Genomic DNA, 20,217 nt, shown 5'->3' with positions numbered 1-20,217 from the left:
TCTCCTTTCATAATTATTGCTCTTTTTGTATTTCGTGTTTTAAGAAAAACCTTCTTCCAAGATTTGTATCATAATCGCTCCAGTTTTTCTTCGGATCTATTTCTAATTCCCTTTCTTTTATAAAAGATATTCTATTAAGTTTCGAATCCATATTCTCAATCATATGTAAAACATAAGCTTCAGGAGTTTTTGGAACCACCGGTGAACCCCATTCAAGTTCTCCATGATGAGAAAGGATTATATGCAACAAGCGAAGTGATAATCCCTCATCAGCGTTAATTTTATTAAGTTTTTTCCTTACCATTTCATACCCGGAAACTATGTGACCAATTAACTCACCCTGAGTAGTAACTTCTATCCCTCTGGGAGTTATTTCATAGTCTTTTACTTTTCCAATATCGTGTAAAAGTGCTCCAGCTATTAATAGATCTCTGTCTAACCACATATAAACTTTACAAACGTTATCACAGAGCTGTGCCACAGTATAAGAATGCTCTGCAAGTCCCCCTACGTAATTATGATGAACCCTTGCTCCAGCAGGACAATTTTTAAATTGCACAATAAATTTCTCATCTTTTTCAAAGAATTCTTTTAAAAGTTGATTAAGTTTCTCATTGTGTATAGTATTTATCAAAGACAGTATTTCTTTTAGGATTTCCTCTGGATCCTTTTTCCCTCGAAGTACGAAGCGCTCAAGATCATATTCACCTTCTTTAAGCACAATTAAAGGAATATTCTCTGAAAGATTAAACTGCAAACGCCCATCATAAATAACAACCTTGCCTGAAACTCTTATTACACTACCAACATCCACCTTTGTATCATTTTTTTCTGCGTTATACCAATCAATTGCCCTCACCATACCAGAACGATCTTCAAAAGTCATTAAAAGATATTTTTGACCATTCCGGGTTTCCATTAGCCTTTTACTCTTTACTTTTACAATCAACTCTACCCCGGTATTGATATAATTATTCAACTCAGAAATGTAAGGCTCTCTATACTTTTCAATCAATTCCTTGGGCAATTTCACAATTCCACTCCTCTGTATATTCTTGGTACACGCTCAGAGATTCTACACGTGACCTCATAATTTATCGTTCCAACAAGTTCGGCTATTTCTTCTGCAGAAATATTTTCATTCAACTGCTCTCCAATGAGTACAACTTCATCGCCTGAATTTACATTCTCCAAATGAGAAACATCTACCACAAACTGATCCATGCACACCCTGCCAAGTATCCTGCATCTTTTTCCTCTTATCAAAACTTCACCTTTGTTTGAAAGATGCCTCCAGTATCCATCAGCGTAACCAACTGGAATAGTGGCAACTTTCATTCTTTTATCTGCTACAAACGTCCTCCCATAGCTTATAGATTCTCCCTTTTCTATGTATTTCACATGAGAAACCGCTGTTTTCCAGCTTAAAACAGGTTTCAAATTTCTATAAATTCTCTTCCCGGGCATTAACCCATAACCTGCTATTCCAACTCTAACATAATTATGGCAGGGAATCCTTCCAGCTATAGCAGCAGCGCTATTACACACATGTTTTATAGACACATCAACATCAATGGCTTCGAATAATTTGTATTGCTGCTCTGTAAATTTAATATCTTCTATATCATCTGAATCTGCCACAGCAAAATGAGTATATAAACCTTCCACGTTAAAACCATCCTGTTTCAATTTAAAAATATAATCTTTAACATGCTGTGGTTTTATTCCCACTCTGTTCATCCCTGTGTCAACATTAACATGCACTTTTGGCTTTTTTGAAACAACACTATATTTTTCTAACTGTTCCCATGAATACATGGTAATCGTTATATTGTTCTCCACAGCAATCGTCAAAAAATCTGGTTCCACGTAATTAAATACCAATATGTCAGAACTTATACCATTTTTCCTTAATTCAATCGCCTCTTCTAAAAAAGCCACAGCAAAATAATCTATCCCCCATTTTTCAGCTGATTTTGCAAGCATCACAGCTCCGTGACCATAAGCATTCGCTTTTATTACTGGCATTACTTTTGCAGGAGCACACTTTTCCTGAAAATATTCTAAATTGTGTATATAATTTCTAACGTCTATAACTGCAAATGTGTTTCTACTTTCCGTAAAATCCCCTCCTAACAATCTCCCTCAGATTTTCAATGTTTTTTAGCGGAGGAAAATTCATTGTATCGCTAACAAGTTTAATTTTAACATGAAAAGCTGAAAATAATATATCTGATATATCATCCAATTGTATAATTTTTTTGCTAAAAACGGAGGAAATTACAATTTTATGGAAGTCAATCGTTATTTTTAACATATAAGCCTCTAAAAGCAGATAACTTATTATGAAAGTATTTCCGACTAAAAACAGTACTATAATTGGCGAAATCGGAAGGAAAAAGAGGTAAATATCAACTAAAATAACTATTACAAAAATAAGCGAAACTATTAAACGATACATCCACGTTACCTTATACACCTGCATAGAAAAAAAGCGGGATAACCCGCTTCTTATGCCTCCATGACTTCCGATTTTGGTGTACTAACGTATCTCTTAACTTTCCCAGAACTCAAACAATCTGTGCACACCCACATTCTTTTTATAGTTCCGTCTTCCAACAAAACTCTTACTTTCTGAACATTTGGTTTGAACCATCTGTTCGTTTTTCTGTTAGAATGACTAACATTTTTACCAGCAACAGGTCTTTTACCACAAACTTGACATTTTGCCATATTATACCTCTCCCTTCCTTTCTATATTTTATATATATTATACTTCTCGACACCAATACAAAGTATATTTTACACGCTCAAAACATTAGTGTCAATTTTTTAAATGTAAAAACTCTGTTTCATGTCAATCGTACACCCGTATCGCATCAGAAGGATTAATTTTTTGAGCAAGATTTGCAGGATATAGCGTAAAAATAATAGTTATCGCATACACACCAATTATAATCAAAGATAATTGTCCCCATGGAATTACGATAGAAAAATCTGGTAATTCAGAAGTTATCACAGAAGTGAGGTCTATTGTTATAAACGTTGCTGCTATTAAAGCTGTTAATATTGCCATAGTTACTATTATCAACGCTTCCAATAAGAAAAAGCCGAATATTTCTTTCTTCATAACACCTATAGCTTTCAAAGATCCAACAATTCTTTTTCTCGAATAAACATTTTTAATGCTAACAATCGTAAGACCCGAAAAACCGCTGACAAAACCAAAATAAAAAAGCTGAATGGCTATATTTACAAAATGTCGTATACTACTAAATATCTTATCAAGTTCCTCAGTAACAAAAATTGGACCATCGAAACGTTCATAAACAATATTTTTTGCTTTTTTAGCAGCTTCGAAATTCCTTACAATTCCTGCATAACCCCGAAGAGAGCCAGATATTTTTTTATCATAAAGGATAATTCCATCAAAAGGCACGACCAGTTCCCTTGGATCATACGTATCTATTACGTTAAACGTTTCTTTAACCTTCCCAGATATTCCAGGAAGAACCCCTTTAAGAATCACATCAACCATACCTTTTTTTGAAAACACCCTGGAACTTCCAACTACATCATAGAGTTTTGCCTCAATATTTTTATTTCCCAATTTTAATGACTTCAATATCTCTTCATTTGATAATATAAAAACACCTTCTTTACTTCCAACTTTTCCATTTACAAGCTGTATATTTACAATATCTTCAAACAAAGAAGTGAATTCACTATTTTTTGTATAATAGTCCCCAGAAAAGAATATTTTCAGAGGATTTTCCACTATAAGAAAATTATAGCCAAGAATACCTGTTTGAAGTTTATTGTTTATGTACGTGAAAATGCTTGTTGGTAGAACTGCCGTTAAAAGTATCACCAACGTAATAACAGAGTACACAAGAAACACTACAAAATTTCTCCATTTTTGCTTTTCAATATATGAAAGAGCTAAAATTGTAGAGACTTTAATATATCTTTTTAAATATTTTTTTAAATAAGGCACCAACCCAAATACTATATACACACTTCCTATTAAAAAAAACCCGGCCCTACTAAGATACCCCCAGCGCCCACCTGTTCCTAATATAAAATAAGAAAGTACTAAAACCAAACTCCCAGAAAGCAACTGCAACAGATTATTCTTCAAAAAAATGGGAATTATCATTATTGAAACTATTAATGCATAATATGGATCAACACTCAAAGTTATCAATGGCAATAATAAGAACAAATATTTTAAAAATTTTCGTGGTAATATTTCAGCATCCGATAAAAGTACCACGGGAGAGAGCTTGGAAAAAGATTTACTTCTCATTAAAAGTATCAAAACTGGCAAAATTATTGAAAAAATACCTCCAACAAAGATGGTTTTTAAAGTTATCACATGAGATATTTTTTCTGTAAGGGCAGTTTCAGAAGCCAGAACTGCAGGTATTCTATTAACAAGTGTAAGAAGGTACTTACCAAAATAAATTCCCGCAAAAGCACCTACACCTGCAGAGGCTATAAGATACATTGTTCCTTCTACAAACAATACACTTGCTATTTGAAATTTAGAAAAACCTATTGCTCTTAAGATTCCAAAAGTTCTACGCCTATCTTCCGCAAGCACACCAAAAAAGTTAGAAATAAATAAAAAACTACTTAAAAGCGCAAAGCCACTAAACCCTAAAAACAAATAACCAATAACCTTGTTCAAAGGGGAATATCTCAGCTCATACTTGGTGGCAACAACACGTACTCCCAAATCTTTGGATATTTTTTCGGCAATATCCCTGTGTTTCTCAACAGGCAAAGAAAGACTTATGAAAAATATATTTGGAGCATTAAATGTATAAAGTCTATATTTTTTTATAAGACTCCAGGGCATGAAAACAGATCCATTTGTCATAGCAGTTTCTCCGCGAAAATTAAACTCCTGGAGACCGACATAGTCAATCTTTATAATATGTTTTCCAGACATTGTAATAAGAGTTACCGTGCTATTCTGTGTAAGTGATAGAGTTTTAACAAAATCCCTGGAAATAACTACACCATTGTAATTTTTTTGAGTAAACCTGATAAAATCGTCATCATAACCAATGGCGAATATATCAAAAAATTGTTTGTTAACTTTTACCCGTGCTGAAACTAATGCCGCATATGTATAATCTTTAACTATTTTCTCCTTTTTCATTTTTTCTAAATATTCAGAAACGAATTTAACATCCAGTGGTTTTGGAAAGAAAAAAGAATCGCTCTTGTCTTTAAGTATTAAATCAATTTTTCCAAAATTATTTTCAATCTTTTTCTCAAACCAACTGTTAACTGAATCGTTTAGTGAAAGTGCTCCAACAATAAGCATCGTTGCTATCATAGTACCCAAAATAACAAGAACAGATATCTTCCAGTTCCTCAAAAAATTACGAGCTGCAATTTTAAATATCATATAACCACCTCATATTTTTCTCGATCTTGGAAAACAATTATATGCCTAATTTTAACAGTCATTTTAGGCTCATTTTTCACATTTTTATAAAGTAAAATATCATCTTTTCATAAGAAAAAACCGCACGTAAAGTGCGGTAACTTATTAGTCTTCATCAAGCATTTTAAATAATACTTTAAGATACCTACTTCTGGAGGGATGCCTTAATTTTCTTAACGCTTTAACCTCTATTTGTCTTATTCTTTCACGTGTTACGTTAAAATATTGCCCAACTTCTTCAAGCGTCTTTGCTTTTCCATCAGTAAGACCATACCGCATTTTCAATACAAGTTTCTCTCTATCGTTAAGCGTCTCGAGAACTTTTTCAACTTCTTCCCTTATTAACATTCTCATAGCTTCTTTTTTGGGTGAAGCAATAGATTCATCTCGAACAAAATCTCCCACTGTGGAATCTTCATCTTCTCCTACAGGAGCTTCAAGAGATGTAGTCTCTCTTGCAGCCTGCATGATCTCTTCAACCTTTTCGACAGGTTTATCAAGTGCCTTTGCAAGCTCTTCTATTGGAATTTCTTCTCCATGCTCTTGATAGTACTCTCTCATTATTTTCTGCATCTTATTTATGGTTTCAACCATATGAACAGGGACTCGTATAGTTCTCGCCTGATCAGCTATTGCCCGAGTAATAGCCTGACGTATCCACCAGGTTGCATACGTAGAAAATTTATACCCCTTTTTCCAATCGAATTTTTCTACAGCCTTCAATAATCCAACATTACCTTCCTGAATTAAATCCAGGAAAGACAAGCCTTTGCCCACGTATCTTTTTGCTATACTAACAACCAATCTTAAATTTGACTCAACTAACTTTTGCTTTGCTCGTTCGTCTCCATTCTGGGCCCTTCTTGCAAGCTCTCTCTCCATAGATTGATTAAGTAATGGTATCTTTCCTATATCTCTCAGATACATTTTTATAAGATCTTTTGGGGCCATGTTATCGTAAAATTTTGGGGATTCTTCCAGAAAATCTTTAACATCTATTTCGGTATCTATTGCTGATGAATCAGTTATTGTGATTCCATTTTTTTCCAACTCTTCATAAACTTTTTCTAACAAATTTCCATCAAAATCTTCGGCCTTTTCCGGGGGAAACATCTTGTCTATATCATCGTAAGTTACAAATCCCTTTTCTTTTCCTATTCGCACAAGCTTGGAAATCTTTGTATCCACACTATCTGCTTTTCTTCCCATTTAAGGAGGTCACCTCCCCATGTTTTTTAAATTACGTACCAAATCCATTCGTGCTTTTAAAAGCACCTTTTTTTCTGTAGGAGATGCTGTTTTGAGAAATTCATCAATTTCTTTTATTCTCATTTCTACTTTTCTTATTGTAAGCTTTTTTTCCACTGATTTTAAAAGTGCATCATCGGCCTGTAAATTTCTCGTCCTTTCCAATGCTTCCTTAACATATTCTGCCAAATCTTTAGACAAATTTGATATTGAAAAGTTCTCCTCTTCAAAAGATTTTACACAATTGAAAAATTCCTTTGCTTTTTCATCAAGAATATTTACATCTACGTTCAACTTTTTTACTGCAAACGGCAAATTAAAATACAAAAAAATCAATATATCTTCAAGAGTTGGGAATGTTTTCGCTTTTTGAACAAAACTTCTTTTTTTGACTTTAAAATTTAGATTTTTTATACCTGCAAGCTGACCAACAATTTCTTTAAACTTTTCATACCTTTTGGGAAATTTAGAAAAAATATTACTCCACAATTCCACTTCTTTAAGATATAAATTCACAGCGCTTGTATTTGAAAGATCATACTTTTTTGATAAGACAACGGGAATAAATTGTTCTACAGGAATTGCCTTTTTTACAAGTTCCACAAGGTACTCTTTTCCAAATTTCTGGAGAATCTCATCTGGATCTTTTTGTTTCTCATACTGCATAACAACAATATTAAACCCCATTGACAACATTACTTTTATACTATTAAGTGCTGCCTTAATACCTGCATCGTCCATATCAAAAGATAATACAACATTTGTGGTTAACTTTTTCAGCTTATAAGCATGATATTTTGTAAAAGCAGTCCCCAGTGTTGCAATCGAATTTGTAAGTTCTGCCCTATGAAACGCTATTGCATCAAAGTAACCTTCACATATTATCGCAAAATCTGAACTTTTTATATATTCTTTTGCCCTATCAAACATAAAAAAAGTGGCAGATTTCTTAAAAAATTGAGTTTCAAAAGAATTTAAATATTTTGGTTGACCGTCTCCCAATATTCTTCCACCGAAAGCTATTACATTCCCCTGTTCGTCTTTTATAGGTATTATTACTCTACCTGCAAATGGGTCTTTAAATCCTACAAATCCCAACTGCTTCAGCGCTTTTATTTTTAATTTTTTCGCAACTTTACCTGGAAATTCAGCGTTTATAGGCGAGTAACCAAATTCATATTTTTTTATATCCTCTAAACTCAAACCTCTATTTAACAAATAACTTATAGCAGCATCGTTTAAACTTTTCATATACATTTCGTGAAGTTCTTTATAAAATCTTAAATAAAGTTCTCTGAAAGTGTTTTTTTCTCCAGGTGTTATATCTATACCAGCCTCTTGAGCTAATCTCTTTAAAGCATCAATAAAAGAAATCCCTTCTATCTCTTTCAAAAAATTTATGACATCACCAGACGCACCACAACCAAAACAATGGTATGATTTAAAAGAGGGATTTACATAAAACGAAGGAGTTGTTTCTGTGTGAAATGGACATAAAGCTCTATAATTATTCCCCACTTTTTGGAGGCTAACATATCGCGAAACTACATCCACAATATCGACTCGAGACTTTATCTTTTCAATGAGCTCCCTGGATATCATTTCAACACCTCGATTAAAAAACAAATCTGTGGCAGCAATCGCTGCCACAATATATATTCTAACTTTTCTCCTAAAACATTAACGTTTCGAAAATTGTGGAGCTCTTCTGGCTTTTCTAAGACCGTATTTTTTCCTTTCTACCATTCTTGGGTCTCTTGTGAGCAATCCTTTTTCTTTTAACTTAACTTTAAGTTCTGCATCATACTGAAGAAGAGCTCTTGCTATTCCCAGGCGAATTGCTCCGGATTGTCCGGATTTTCCACCGCCGGAAACTCTGATAACCATATCAAACTTTCCTTCCAGACCAACAACTTTCAAAGGTTCCATTGCATGTAAAGTCCATACAGAATTATTCAGGTATCCATTTAAATCCTCATATTCTTTATCGTTAACTATTACTTTTCCATTACCTTCTTTTAAATAAACCCTTGCCACGGATGTTTTTCTTCTCCCGGTTCCGTAGTAATAATTTGCCATTCTTACCCCTCCTCAATTAAAAATTCAAGACTTCCGGTTTTTGTGCACTATGCGGATGCTCACTTCCTGCGTAAACTTTCAATCTTCTCAAGGCTCTTCTCCCGAGAACAGTTTTTGGAAGCATTCTTTTAACGGCAAGTTCTATAAGTCTTTCTGGATGTTTCTGTAAAATTTGTCTTGCTGTAAATTCTTTGATTCCACCAGGATATCCAGAATGCCTGTAATACTTTTTCTGATCTATCTTTTTTCCTGTCAATTTAACTTTATCTGCATTTACAACTATCACAAAATTCCCACAATCTATGTGTGGTGTCCAATTTGGATCATTCTTTCCCATTAGAACCAATGCTATTCTTGTTGCAATTCTTCCCAGAGATTGATTTGCAACATCTATCACATACCATTTCCTTTGCACGTTTTCCTTTTTTAATAAAGTTGTCTTTTGTATAGGCAATTGCCTTGCCATTTTTATTCCTCCCTCCTTATAATCTCTCCTTATTTGGTTCCAATATTTTTGCAACTCTTCCATGAATAATATAATTTACAACCGAATCTATGGTGAACTTAATAGCATTAAACCCAATAATCCATGGTAAAAGCGCAAAAACTGTACTTAAAGGTACTTTCCAGTACAACGGCACAACTAAAATATTTAAAAGCGCCATCCCGCCTGTTGCTGCTGTGATACCAACTACATAACCCAATATTTCCCTCATTCTTCCTTTTCTGGAATATATAAGCGCTGTTGGGTATACAAAAAGAAAACCAGCCACAAAATTCATTGCAATTCCTACTATATCGCCAGACTTAAAAATATAAAACAGAATATCTTTTATAGCTAAAACCAGAATCCCCATAATCGGAGAATATATAAAAGATATAAGCAAAGCTAATATATCACTTGGATCATACTTTAAAAAATTTACCGCTGGGAAAATGGGAAACTCCACAAACATTATTACAAATGCTAAAGCGGAAAACACACCAACAATTGCAACTCTTTTGGCATTAGACATAATTCCACTCCTGATTATTCTTCATAAACATTCACAAATTTCTTATTGTTTCTAACCTCAAATCTCACAACGCCATTCTTTAAAGCAAAAAGTGTGAAATCCCTTCCCATTCCAACATTTTTTCCAGGCCAAAATTTTGTTCCTCTCTGTCTGACTATTATGTTACCCGCCAATACTTTTTGGCCATCATGTCGTTTTACACCAAGAAATTTGGGATTACTATCTCTTCCATTTCTTGCACTACTGCTTTTAGCAAACAACTGTATATTAATTCTCATTATGCTTCACCTCCACCTTAACATATTTTGGATATTGAGACTGTAAATCCTGCAACGTTTGAAAAAGTTCTTCAACAAATATCTGCGATATTTCATTGTTAACTATATCTTTTACCAATAAATATCCCTCATCAACTTTGACTTTAGCTCCATTTTTTTTCAAAAATCTTGCGGTATGCTGTACAACTGTACTAACCGCTGCACAAACTATATCTTCTCCTTTTTTAGCATACAAAGAATGCCCCGTTATTTCAAACTTTTCAAAAAACCCACGTTTTACAAATACACACTTTATCATTTTATTTCAATCTTCTCCACTTTCACTGCTGTATACCACTGACGATGCCCCAGGTTTCGTCTGTAATTCTTTCTTGGCCTATATTTCATAACAATAACCTTCCTGGCTCTGCCATGTTCTATAACAGATCCAACAATCTCAACATTATCCAGGTAAGGTTTTCCTACCAGGGTTTTTCCGTCATCTGTTTTCACCATCAACACTCTGTCAAAAGTAACCGTTTCACCTTCTGACTTTCCAACAAGTCTTTCTGTAAAAAATACTTTTCCTGGCTCAACTCGATACTGTTTGCCACCGCTTTCCACAATCGCGTACACTAACTCCACCTCCTCGTAGATTTTGAAATAAACAACCGCTGGAACATGTAGCCTTTTTGGCGTTTTTAACACGTCCCAGGCGCACATTAACCCTTAGTATTTTACCATTTTACTTTCATTATAATGAAAAATTTTTGTTAATGTTATTTTTCTAAAATCAAAACATCAGCCCCTGAAATTACATTTTCTATTTTCTACATTCCCAATTATGATAATTTTTTTGAAGCTTTTTATTTGCAAATTCATACTTTGCTTTATCATATTTTACACTTAAATCTATTAATTTCAAAATTTTCCTATTTTTATACATAGACATTTTTGAAGAAAATTGCTATAATTGTTCGTAGTACGAAATTATCGAAAGGGTGATTTTGTATGGAACTTTCCACCGCTTTTTATCACTTTATAGCAGATTTCACCAACGCATTTGCAAAACCATTAGCCCCGTATTTTATTGAAAAATTTGGCCTGGACAATAAAACTTTTGCCAGTTTAATTGCACTCTTAGGTGGAATAACTTCCCTTGTACAGATTTTTTTTGGGGCTTACTTTGATAAAAAATCACGTGATGGATTATATATCGTTTTCATAGTAGTTCTTGAATTAATTTTTATCAGCTTTCTTGGAATATTTAATTCATTTTTTCTAACATTTCTTATAATTACCATAGTCCGTCTATTAAATTCAGCTTTTCACCCTGTCAGTGCTGGCTTTGCTGGTAGACACAACAAAGGAAAAAATGTCGCTTTCTTTTCAATAGCTGGTACATTTGGCGCCGCACTTGGACCGGTATTTATAACATCTTATGTAAAATATGCTAATATAACAGAACTCTATTTTGTAACAATTCCTCTTATTTTTATAACATTGCTTTTTTCAGGGAAACTTTTAAAATACAAAAAAGAGCATAATTTAAAGCATAAAAAGCTTTCAATAAAAGGAGATTTGTTTAAATTGCTGCCAATTTTTGCACTTGTTACTGGAAGAAGCTTTTCTATGGATGTCTTTCACACTTATATACCTATCTACATGAACGAAGTAAGTAAATCTCTAGTAATAGGCGGCTCTGTTCTAACGATGGGAATGATCTTTGGTGTCATAACAAACTATCTTGGAACCATGGTTCTGGAAAAAACTAATGAAAAGCTTACAAACAGTATAGGATTAGTTGGCATGGCAGTCTCGGGTTTATCCTTTGTGTTCATACCCCAAATTTCTGTAAAAGTGTTAATGTTCATACTTTACGACGGTTTTAGCTTTTTCACAATGTCATCGAACATTGTAGCTGCTCAAAAGCTCCTTCCAGGAAAAAAAGCACTCGCTTCCTCAATATCCATGGGGTTTTCATGGGCAATTGGAAGTTTCCTCTCCAGTGGATATTCTGCTATTTTTGGAAACAACGTTATGTTTATGATGCTCTCGGCCAGTTTTTCCGCTATAATTGTATTAATAACCTACCATTTACTTACTGTCAAAATTCAAAAATAGCATGAATTAGACATTTGAAAACATTTACTATAAAAAACTATGGAATTTTTGTTTAATCTTAAAGAGCAAGTAATACAAAAAATGTATAATTTGTTCTTGGAGGCCTCTTTTTATGAAAATATTAGGCATAGATCCAGGCTATGGAATATTAGGTTTCGGAATCCTTGAAGTCATAAAAAATAAAATAAGACATGTTGAACATGGTGTAATAACAACCCCCAAAAATTTCTCCGTTCCCAGGCGAATGGAACTTATTTATAACAGATTATTAGATATAATAAAAAAACATTCTCCAGATGTATGCGCAATGGAAAAGTTGTTTTTTTATAGGAATGTAACAACCGCCATACACGTCGGAGAAGCACGCGGAGTTGTACTTCTTGCACTTGCTCAAAACAAAATACCTTTAAAAGAATTTACTCCTTATCAAGTAAAAAACAATGTTACTGGTTACGGGAGAGCAGACAAAAAGCAAGTCCAGAAAATGATGAAAATACTTTTAAATCTCGATGAAATTCCACAGCCAGATGACGCTGCAGATGCTTTAGCAGTAGCGTGGTGTATCGCGGTTGAAGGAGGAATAACTAAATGAAATACCGCTTTAAAAATTTAAAAGTACCTATTTCTCACGTTGCACAAAAATTTGATTTAAAAAACATATCTGGAACAATCAACGAAGTTCTCTACGATTCACGGAAACGTACCCTTTATTTTTTCGTCGATGTGACTGAATCAGATCATAAGAAAATAGAATTTCTGGAAAACAAGCTGTCAGAATTTTTTAAAGTAAAAACAAATATTGAAAATATAAATCACAATTCTGAAACGCTAAAGAATGAACTTTTAAAACTTTTGAATGGAAACGTTCCATATGTGAAAGATATAGAAATTTACGAATCGAAAATAATAATTAAAACTTTCAGTGAATTTTCCGCCGCAATTATAAAACAAAAACTACCCAGTATAAATAATAAATTAAGAAAAGAAGTGTTAATAGAAATCGAGGAACAAAAAGAAAAAGCTATATTACCTTCTGCAAGTATCGAGGCCCCGAAAATCACAGGTAATGTTTTGCCAAAATTGAACAAAAAAGAAGTTAAATATTATACCCCTTCAAACATTGACTTTTCCGTCAAAAATATACTATTGCAAGGAAAAGTTTTTAACATTGAAGTGTCTGAATATGGAAAAACTGTTCTCACTGTTTATATAACAGATAAAAAAAATTCTATAGTTGCAAAAGCATTTGATAAAAATGCAATAAAGTTGCTTGAGCTATTAGAACAGAACAAATGGTACTTCTTTAAAGGAACTATAAACACAGACAAAAATGGAGAAATGTATTTTCAAATAAAAGAGGCCTTTATAGATGACTCACCTCCAGAAAGAATAGATAAATACCCGGTCAAACGGATAGAATTACATGCCCATTCGAAAATGAGCGATCTTGACGCTATTCTGGATATTTCAGACTATGTTAAAAAAGCAGCCCAATGGGGATGGAAAGCAATTGCCATAACTGATCATGGAAATGTTCAGGCAATCCCATACCTTTTTGAAAAAGCAACAGCAGCTGGAATAAAGCCAATTTTTGGAACAGAGATGTATGTTTTAAATGAAGAAGGAGATATAGTAAAAAATCTTGATTTCGAAGAAGAATTCGAAAATATTACTTTCACAGTATTCGATCTGGAAACTACTGGAACAAACGCTAAATTTGATGAAATAATAGAAATAGGTGCTGTAAAATATAAAAATGGAAAAATTATAGATAAATTTAGCGCTTTAATAAAACCTTCAAAAAAGATAAGTGACTTTACAAAAAAACTAACTGGAATAACAAATGAAATGCTTGAAAATGAACGCTCTATTCAGGAAGTTTTTCCAGAGTTTTTACGGTTCATCGAAGGTACCGTACTTGTTGCGCACAACGCAGAATTCGATTATGGATTTGTACGTGAATGGTATAGAAAGCTTTTTCACAAAGAATTCTACTACGTTTATATTGATACTTTGAAACTTGCTCGGGCATTGTTGAAAAACAAAATTAAATCATTTGGCCTCGATAAACTGGTTGAATATTTCAATGTAGGGTCATTTAAGCATCACAGAGCTCTGGAAGATGCTACTGTCACAGCAGAAATATTCAATAAGTTACTTGATTTAGCCATTAAACGAGGTATAAAAACTATTAGACAACTAAATAATCTAAAAAATAAGCAAAGGATATCAAACATCAGAACAAAACACGTTTTTAATCATATAACCATTCTTGTTCAAAATAAAAAAGGGCTCAAAAATCTTTACCATTTAGTTTCCGATGCACATATTAAATACTTTAAATACGTTCCTTTCGTTCCAAAAAATGTTTTGAAAAAATATAAAGACGGTCTATTATTTGGAACAGGTTGTGAAAATGGCGAAGTATTTAAAAGTTTAACAGGTTCTGCTACTGATGAAGAAATAATAGAAATACTCAAAGATTACAACTATGTTGAAATATTTCCTTTAGATACAATTTCAACTATTGATAGAGAGCAAGCAAAAGAAGTCTATAAAAGACTGTATAATTTGGCAAAGCGGTTAAATTTACCCGTTGTAATGGCTGGAAATGTTCACTACATAGATCCCGAAGATATAAAAGGACGGCATGTTCTTTTATCTCCCAAAGAAAGCGACAAGCCGAATGATGAAGATCTTAAAGACAAAAATTCAAATTATTTCCTCAGAACCACCGAAGAAATGATAGACGCAGCGTTTGAAATATTTGAAAGTGAAGAAATAGCTGAAGAAGTAGTCATAAAAAATCCTGAGATAATAAATGAAATGATTGAAAATATTACTCCTGTAAAGAAACAGTTAAATCCCCCCATCATCGAAGGAGCTGATGAAAAAGTAAAAAGGTTATCATACCAAAAAGCCATAGAGATTTACGGTAAGCCTTTGCCTGAAAAAATCAAGGAGAGACTGGAAAAAGAACTTAAAAGCATAATAGATCACGGCTATGCTGTTCTTTACGAAATTGCCCATCTAATAGTTAAAAAAGCAAACGAAGATGGATACGTCGTTGGTTCAAGAGGTTCTGTTGGTTCGTCTTTTGTTGCCTACTTAATGGGAATAACTGAAGTAAATCCGCTTCCACCACATTATCTCTGCAAAAATTGCAAATATATAGAGTTTTTTGAAGATGTTGGTTCTGGCTATGACTTGCCAGATAAAAAATGCCCAAATTGTGGCACTAACCTTTCAAAACTTGGTCAAGATATACCTTTTGAGGTCTTCATGGGATTCCACGGAGATAAAATTCCTGACATAGACCTAAATTTTTCCGGTGAATATCAGGATAAGGCTCATAAATACATTGTTGAATTATTTGGAAAAGACAATGTTTACAGAGCAGGTACAATAAGCACCATTGCGGAAAGAAGTGCTATCGGCTATGTAAAATCTTATGCGGAATTAACCGGAGAAAAAATAAACAAAGCAGAAATGCGTAGACTTGCCAATATGGTCACAGGAGTAAAAAGAACAACAGGGCAGCATCCAGGTGGATTAATGATAGTTCCAAAAGATAAATCTGTATACGATTTTACTCCTATACAATATCCTGCTAATAAAAAAGATTCTGAAATGTGTACAACACATTTTGCTTACGAATCTATCCATGATGATTTAGTAAAGTTAGATGCGCTTGGTCACGATGATCCAACTATGCTTAAATTACTAAAGGAATACACAGGAATAGATCCGACTACTATCCCAATGGATGATAGAAAAACACTGAAAATTTTCTCCTCTCTTCAACCATTAAAGATCAAACCATCAGATTTAGGAACGGACGTTGGTACAATTGGAATACCAGAATTTGGAACAAGTTTTGTTCAAGAGATGTTAAAAGAAACTCGGCCCAAAACATTTTCAGAATTAGTGAGAATTTCCGGGCTTTCTCACGGTACTGACGTCTGGCTCAACAACGCCCAGGAAATTATACGTTCAAAGAAAGCAACATTAAAAGAGGTTATATCCTGCCGTGATGACATTATGAACTATCTTATCCACCACGGAATTGATGAATCAACTTCTTTCAAGATCATGGAAAAAGTAAGAAAAGGGAAAGGAATAACAGAAGACGAAGAAAAATTAATGAAAAAACACAAAGTTCCTGAATGGTTCATAAATTCCTGTAAAAAAATTAAATATTTATTCCCTAAAGCCCATGCAGTTGCATATGTAAGCATGGCTTTTAGAATAGCTTATTTCAAAGTTCATTATCCTTTAGCTTACTATGCTGCCTTTTTTTCAATAAAAGGTGACGAGTTTAACACTGAACTAATTTTAAGAGGTCCAACCCACATAAAAAAACGATTAGTCGAACTAAAATCTCAACTGAAAAAAGACGTTAAAGAAAAGAGCGAAGAAAAAGTTTTAGAAGCTGCTCTGGAGATGTATTTGAGAGGATTCTCGTTTTTACCACCAGATATTATAAAAAGTGATTATAAAAAATTTATTATAGAAAACAAAAAATTACGAATACCATTAAATAGAATACCTGGAATAGGAGATAATGTTGCACTTTCAATAATTAATGCTCGAAAAGAAAAAATTTTCACATCGATAGATGATTTAAAAAGAAGAACAAAACTAAGTAAAGCACATTTACAGACAATGAAAAAATTAAAACTGTTAGAGGATCTACCAGAAACAGATCAACAAACATTGTTCTAAATTAATTAATAGAGCTTTCGTGTCCACTGTTTTTTACCTTTTCATTTAAATATTTTAAGAAGTCAACTTTGTAAATTAGTTAACAAGAATCTTATTTCATTACACATTCTTTTTAAAATTTTGACATTTTGTAATTTTATGTTAAAATATACCCATAGGAAATTAACAGTCTTTCTAATTCATCATATCAAGGAGGAGTGGTAGATTTATGGAAACTCTTAAAGTTAGTTCAAAATCCAATCCTAACAAAGTTGCGGGGGCTATTGTGGGGTCACTTTCAAAAAACGAAAAACTTGAACTTCAGGCGATAGGAGCAGGTGCCGTAAACCAGGCATCTAAAGCCTTGGCAGTAGCAAGAAGATTCCTTTCAGAAGATGGTAAGGATCTTTATGCAATTCCAGGGTTTATTGAGGTTGAAATTGATGGAGAAACGAGAACGGGTATTTCATTTAAAGTATATTTAACTAAAAAGAAGGCTGGATAAAAAAATTAATGGATGAACTCAGAGCTATTTCTGATGCATGTAAAAAAGATGAAAGATTGTTAAAAATAGTAAAAGATGTTGCGAAAATGACTCCAGAAGAAAAAGAAGAGTTTGCGATAAAAGTTCGCAAGTATTTTTTATTAAAAAACAGTGAAGAAGATCAAGAGGCCTACAAATTTTTTAAAGTTATTTTAAAAGATAAGAACGCGTTAAAAATTTTAGAATTTATTGGGTGCAAATAGCACCCTTTTCTATTGGAAATGGAGGGAAAAGATGAAAATAGGTGGTCAGGCAATCATTGAAGGTGTATTAATGATGGGAAAACGAGTAGCAATCGCTGTTAGAAATAAAGATGGTGAAATTGTCACTGAAGAGATAGGAAAAATCAAAAAAACAAAATTTCTTAAAATTCCGTTCATTAGAGGACTTTTCAGCCTTTTTTATTCTTTATATTTTGGCATAAAGGCCCTGGATCGCTCTGCAGAAATAGCAACGGGAGAAGAAATGAAAAAATCAGAAACAGTTTTTTCATTTCTAATAGCTTTAGTTTTAGGTATAGGACTCTTTGTTATATTACCTGTGTGGATAACACAACTTTTGGGTTTTAAAAATAACGAATTTACCTTTTCGCTCGTTGATGGTTTTCTACGAATATCTTTTTTCCTCATATACGTCTGGGTTATTTCCTTTTTTAAAGATGTAAAGAGAGTATTTCAATACCATGGAGCGGAACACAAAACTATACATGCTTTTGAAAAAAACGAACAGCTTTTACCCGAAAACGTTAAGAAATATACCACCATACATCCAAGATGTGGAACAAATTTTATAATGATATTTTTAATTGTAGCTGTTATAATTTTTAGTTTATTTGGATTTTACAAACCACTCAATGGATTGGAAAGAATATTAATCAGAATAGTGTTTATACCAATTGTTGCCTCTATATCGTATGAGTTTTTAAAATTTTTTGACAAATTCAAATTCCTGAGTTTTTTATCATTTCCAGGACTAATCCTTCAAAAGCTTACAACTGCTGAGCCCGATAATTCACAAATTGAAGTGGCTATTGCCGCTCTCAAATTTTCTCTGGAAGGAATAGATAAAAAAGCAAACACCAATGTAGATAATGATACTATAGAATTTATGGGGTAAAACACCAAAAAACAACGCTAATGAATACGCCATGACCAGGAATAAACGTTCACCAATTTTCTTTGTAAACACATGATGCAGATGTCCGCGATCTGCTAAAAATGGATTTTTCTTTGAAAATATTCTTCTCAAAAAACTGGAAGCAACTTCGTATGAAGGATAACCAAAAAATATTGTTAGATACAAAAGATCATTGCTTATTTCTGTGGAAAATTTTATGATCATATAGGAAAGAAAAAACGTTCCTGAATCACCAAGGAAAATCTTCCCATAAATATTAAATAAAAATACCGGGAATATAGTCCATATCCACGTCACATTTCCCGTCAATAAAAAATAAATGATAAAAATTCCGGTAGAAAGTCCATTTAACCCATCAACCATATTAAATCCATTAGTTACAGCAAGAAACCAGAAAAACGTAATTATATATACCAGGTTTCCATGGAAACTAAATAGAGTCATGTCATTTTGTAAAACAAATATAAATGCCACAACACTTCCTAAAAAAAATTTTAACTTATACGTTAAATGTAACATATCATCTAAAAATCCCGCAGCGAAAGCCGCTATAAGTCCTAAATCCAGGTTTCTATTGTTAACTACTGCGGTGACAAGATAAACCAAAAATAAAACAATACCTCCTATTTGCGGAGTAGGCTTTTGGTGATTTTTCCTATCGGTAGGGTAATCTATAAAAACATTCAGTTTTCTGGACACCCAATAAAATATCACAGTAAACGTTAACGATAAAGTGAATAAAATATATCCCACCAAAATCACCACATCTTGTAAACAATGAAAGTTAAAGCAATCAATAAGTTAATTCCTGCGAATATCCCAACAATTTTCTCCTCTTTCCATCCCAGAAGCTCAAAGTGATGATGAATAGGAGACATTTTAAATAGTCTTTTATTAAAAAGTTTGAAAGAAGAAACCTGTATAATAACACTAAGAGTCTCTACAATAAATATAGTGGATGTAAATACTAACGCGTCTTCTGCGTTGTAATGCATTGCAAATGTTGCCAGAAACGCTCCCAGAGCAAGTGAGCCAGTATCTCCCATAAAAATAGAAGCTGGTCTTGTATTATAAAGCAAAAAAGACAATACTGCCGCAGCCACTATTATTGCGAAAATGTCCTGTTTCAAAAATCCAAATGGTAAAATAGCTGTTATAAACACCCAGCCCGCCAAACCATCTAAACCATCAGTAAGATTTACAGCATTCGAAGCTCCCACTATTACAAAAATCCAGAAAATATTATACAAAGTTCTTGAAACTTCTACTCCAAAAATCGGTTTTGTACTTTCTAAACTTACAAGTCCAAAAGCAAAAATAATTTGCAATAAAAATTTTTGCCAGGCTTTGAGACCTAACGCATCTTTTTTATAAATACTTGCTACATCATCCATAAATCCAATAAGGCCGAAAAGCGATAGGGAAAGCAAAAACACCAGGGGAACTTTTAATATAACTCCGAATAATACTGAAATTAAAATAAACAAAATTCCCCCAGCTGTGGGAGTTCCTGTTTTGTAATTGTGTAGATCTGGACCTTCTTCTCTTATATATTGACCTATGTTTTTTATCTTTAACATCCTTATAAATAAAGGATAAAGAATCGCCGCAAGAACAAACGATAAACCTATAAAATATGCTTCCATT

At 33.2% G+C, this 20,217-nt stretch carries 20 protein-coding genes; 6 read left to right on the top strand and 14 right to left on the bottom strand.

Annotated elements, in window-relative coordinates:
- Window positions 1–13: 13 nt before the first annotated feature.
- The 12 genes from JYK00_RS05235 to rplU form a co-directional block, all read right to left on the bottom strand.
- The gene (locus tag JYK00_RS05235; RefSeq protein WP_207565882.1) at window positions 14–1,033 is read right to left on the bottom strand and encodes a 3'-5' exoribonuclease YhaM family protein; all 1,020 of its coding nucleotides are present in this window, start codon (window positions 1,031–1,033) and stop codon (window positions 14–16) included.
- Window positions 1,030–2,139, bottom strand: coding sequence for an alanine racemase (alr, locus tag JYK00_RS05230; RefSeq protein ID WP_207565881.1), 1,110 nt, complete (start codon window positions 2,137–2,139; stop codon window positions 1,030–1,032). The genes JYK00_RS05235 and alr overlap by 4 nt, the downstream gene beginning before the upstream one ends.
- Before the next feature lie 372 nt (window positions 2,140–2,511).
- Window positions 2,512–2,733 carry a 50S ribosomal protein L28 gene (gene rpmB, locus JYK00_RS05225; protein ID WP_207565880.1) on the bottom strand — a complete coding sequence of 74 codons (222 nt, stop codon included), beginning with the start codon at window positions 2,731–2,733 and terminating at the stop codon, window positions 2,512–2,514.
- Window positions 2,734–2,857: 124 nt separating this feature from the next.
- Complete coding sequence (locus JYK00_RS05220) at window positions 2,858–5,422, bottom strand: ABC transporter permease (protein WP_228288113.1); 2,565 nt, start codon at window positions 5,420–5,422, stop codon at window positions 2,858–2,860.
- 144 nt (window positions 5,423–5,566) lie between these two features.
- Entirely contained in the window at window positions 5,567–6,670 is a 1,104-nt protein-coding gene (gene rpoD, locus JYK00_RS05215) for an RNA polymerase sigma factor RpoD (RefSeq protein WP_207565879.1), read from the bottom strand.
- 9 nt (window positions 6,671–6,679) lie between these two features.
- Window positions 6,680–8,311 carry a DNA primase gene (gene dnaG / locus JYK00_RS05210; protein ID WP_207565878.1) on the bottom strand — a complete coding sequence of 544 codons (1,632 nt, stop codon included), beginning with the start codon at window positions 8,309–8,311 and terminating at the stop codon, window positions 6,680–6,682.
- A gap of 78 nt (window positions 8,312–8,389) precedes the next feature.
- The gene (gene rpsI, locus JYK00_RS05205; RefSeq protein ID WP_207565877.1) at window positions 8,390–8,788 is read right to left on the bottom strand and encodes a 30S ribosomal protein S9; all 399 of its coding nucleotides are present in this window, start codon (window positions 8,786–8,788) and stop codon (window positions 8,390–8,392) included.
- 16 nt (window positions 8,789–8,804) lie between these two features.
- Window positions 8,805–9,254: a 50S ribosomal protein L13 gene (rplM, locus tag JYK00_RS05200; RefSeq protein WP_207565876.1), complete on the bottom strand. Its 450-nt coding sequence runs from the start codon at window positions 9,252–9,254 to the stop codon at window positions 8,805–8,807.
- A 16-nt stretch (window positions 9,255–9,270) separates the two neighbouring features.
- Complete coding sequence (locus tag JYK00_RS05195; RefSeq protein ID WP_207565875.1) at window positions 9,271–9,804, bottom strand: ECF transporter S component; 534 nt, start codon at window positions 9,802–9,804, stop codon at window positions 9,271–9,273.
- Between the two features lie 14 nt (window positions 9,805–9,818).
- Window positions 9,819–10,082, bottom strand: a complete 264-nt coding sequence (rpmA, locus tag JYK00_RS05190; protein ID WP_207565874.1) for a 50S ribosomal protein L27 — start codon at window positions 10,080–10,082, stop codon at window positions 9,819–9,821.
- Window positions 10,072–10,380 carry a ribosomal-processing cysteine protease Prp gene (locus JYK00_RS05185; RefSeq protein ID WP_207565873.1) on the bottom strand — a complete coding sequence of 103 codons (309 nt, stop codon included), beginning with the start codon at window positions 10,378–10,380 and terminating at the stop codon, window positions 10,072–10,074. Before JYK00_RS05185 ends, rpmA begins: the two co-directional genes overlap by 11 nt.
- Window positions 10,377–10,697, bottom strand: coding sequence for a 50S ribosomal protein L21 (rplU, locus tag JYK00_RS05180; protein WP_207565872.1), 321 nt, complete (start codon window positions 10,695–10,697; stop codon window positions 10,377–10,379). Before rplU ends, JYK00_RS05185 begins: the two co-directional genes overlap by 4 nt.
- Window positions 10,698–11,072: 375 nt before the next feature.
- Here rplU and JYK00_RS05175 point away from each other — a divergent pair, with 375 nt between their 5' ends.
- The 6 genes from JYK00_RS05175 to JYK00_RS05150 all read left to right on the top strand — a co-directional run bounded on the left by JYK00_RS05175 (window position 11,073) and on the right by JYK00_RS05150 (window position 18,549).
- Complete coding sequence (locus tag JYK00_RS05175) at window positions 11,073–12,185, top strand: MFS transporter (RefSeq protein WP_207565871.1); 1,113 nt, start codon at window positions 11,073–11,075, stop codon at window positions 12,183–12,185.
- Between the two features lie 112 nt (window positions 12,186–12,297).
- Window positions 12,298–12,777, top strand: a complete 480-nt coding sequence (ruvC, locus tag JYK00_RS05170) for a crossover junction endodeoxyribonuclease RuvC (RefSeq protein WP_207565870.1) — start codon at window positions 12,298–12,300, stop codon at window positions 12,775–12,777.
- Window positions 12,774–16,910, top strand: a complete 4,137-nt coding sequence (locus tag JYK00_RS05165) for a PolC-type DNA polymerase III (RefSeq protein WP_207565869.1) — start codon at window positions 12,774–12,776, stop codon at window positions 16,908–16,910. The genes ruvC and JYK00_RS05165 overlap by 4 nt, the downstream gene beginning before the upstream one ends.
- 208 nt (window positions 16,911–17,118) lie before the next feature.
- Window positions 17,119–17,394, top strand: coding sequence for a stage V sporulation protein S (locus JYK00_RS05160; RefSeq protein WP_207565867.1), 276 nt, complete (start codon window positions 17,119–17,121; stop codon window positions 17,392–17,394).
- Between the two features lie 8 nt (window positions 17,395–17,402).
- Window positions 17,403–17,636: a hypothetical protein gene (locus tag JYK00_RS05155; protein WP_207565866.1), complete on the top strand. Its 234-nt coding sequence runs from the start codon at window positions 17,403–17,405 to the stop codon at window positions 17,634–17,636.
- Between the two features lie 31 nt (window positions 17,637–17,667).
- Window positions 17,668–18,549 (top strand): DUF1385 domain-containing protein, encoded by an 882-nt coding sequence (locus JYK00_RS05150; protein ID WP_207565865.1) that lies wholly within the window; start codon window positions 17,668–17,670, stop codon window positions 18,547–18,549.
- Here the strand turns inward: JYK00_RS05150 and JYK00_RS05145 are convergent.
- Window positions 18,445–19,176 carry an MraY family glycosyltransferase gene (locus JYK00_RS05145; RefSeq protein WP_207565864.1) on the bottom strand — a complete coding sequence of 244 codons (732 nt, stop codon included), beginning with the start codon at window positions 19,174–19,176 and terminating at the stop codon, window positions 18,445–18,447. The two genes, JYK00_RS05150 and JYK00_RS05145, sit on opposite strands and share 105 nt — an antisense overlap.
- 152 nt (window positions 19,177–19,328) lie before the next feature.
- Window positions 19,329–20,216 carry a phospho-N-acetylmuramoyl-pentapeptide-transferase gene (locus JYK00_RS05140; protein ID WP_207565863.1) on the bottom strand — a complete coding sequence of 296 codons (888 nt, stop codon included), beginning with the start codon at window positions 20,214–20,216 and terminating at the stop codon, window positions 19,329–19,331.
- Window position 20,217: the final 1 nt, after the last annotated feature.

The sequence above is a fragment of the Thermosipho ferrireducens genome, from assembly GCF_017358165.1.
GTDB lineage: Bacteria > Thermotogota > Thermotogae > Thermotogales > Fervidobacteriaceae > Thermosipho_B > Thermosipho_B ferrireducens.
Note: the sequence above shows the minus strand (reverse complement) of the source record. Positions and strands in the feature narration are given on the sequence as shown.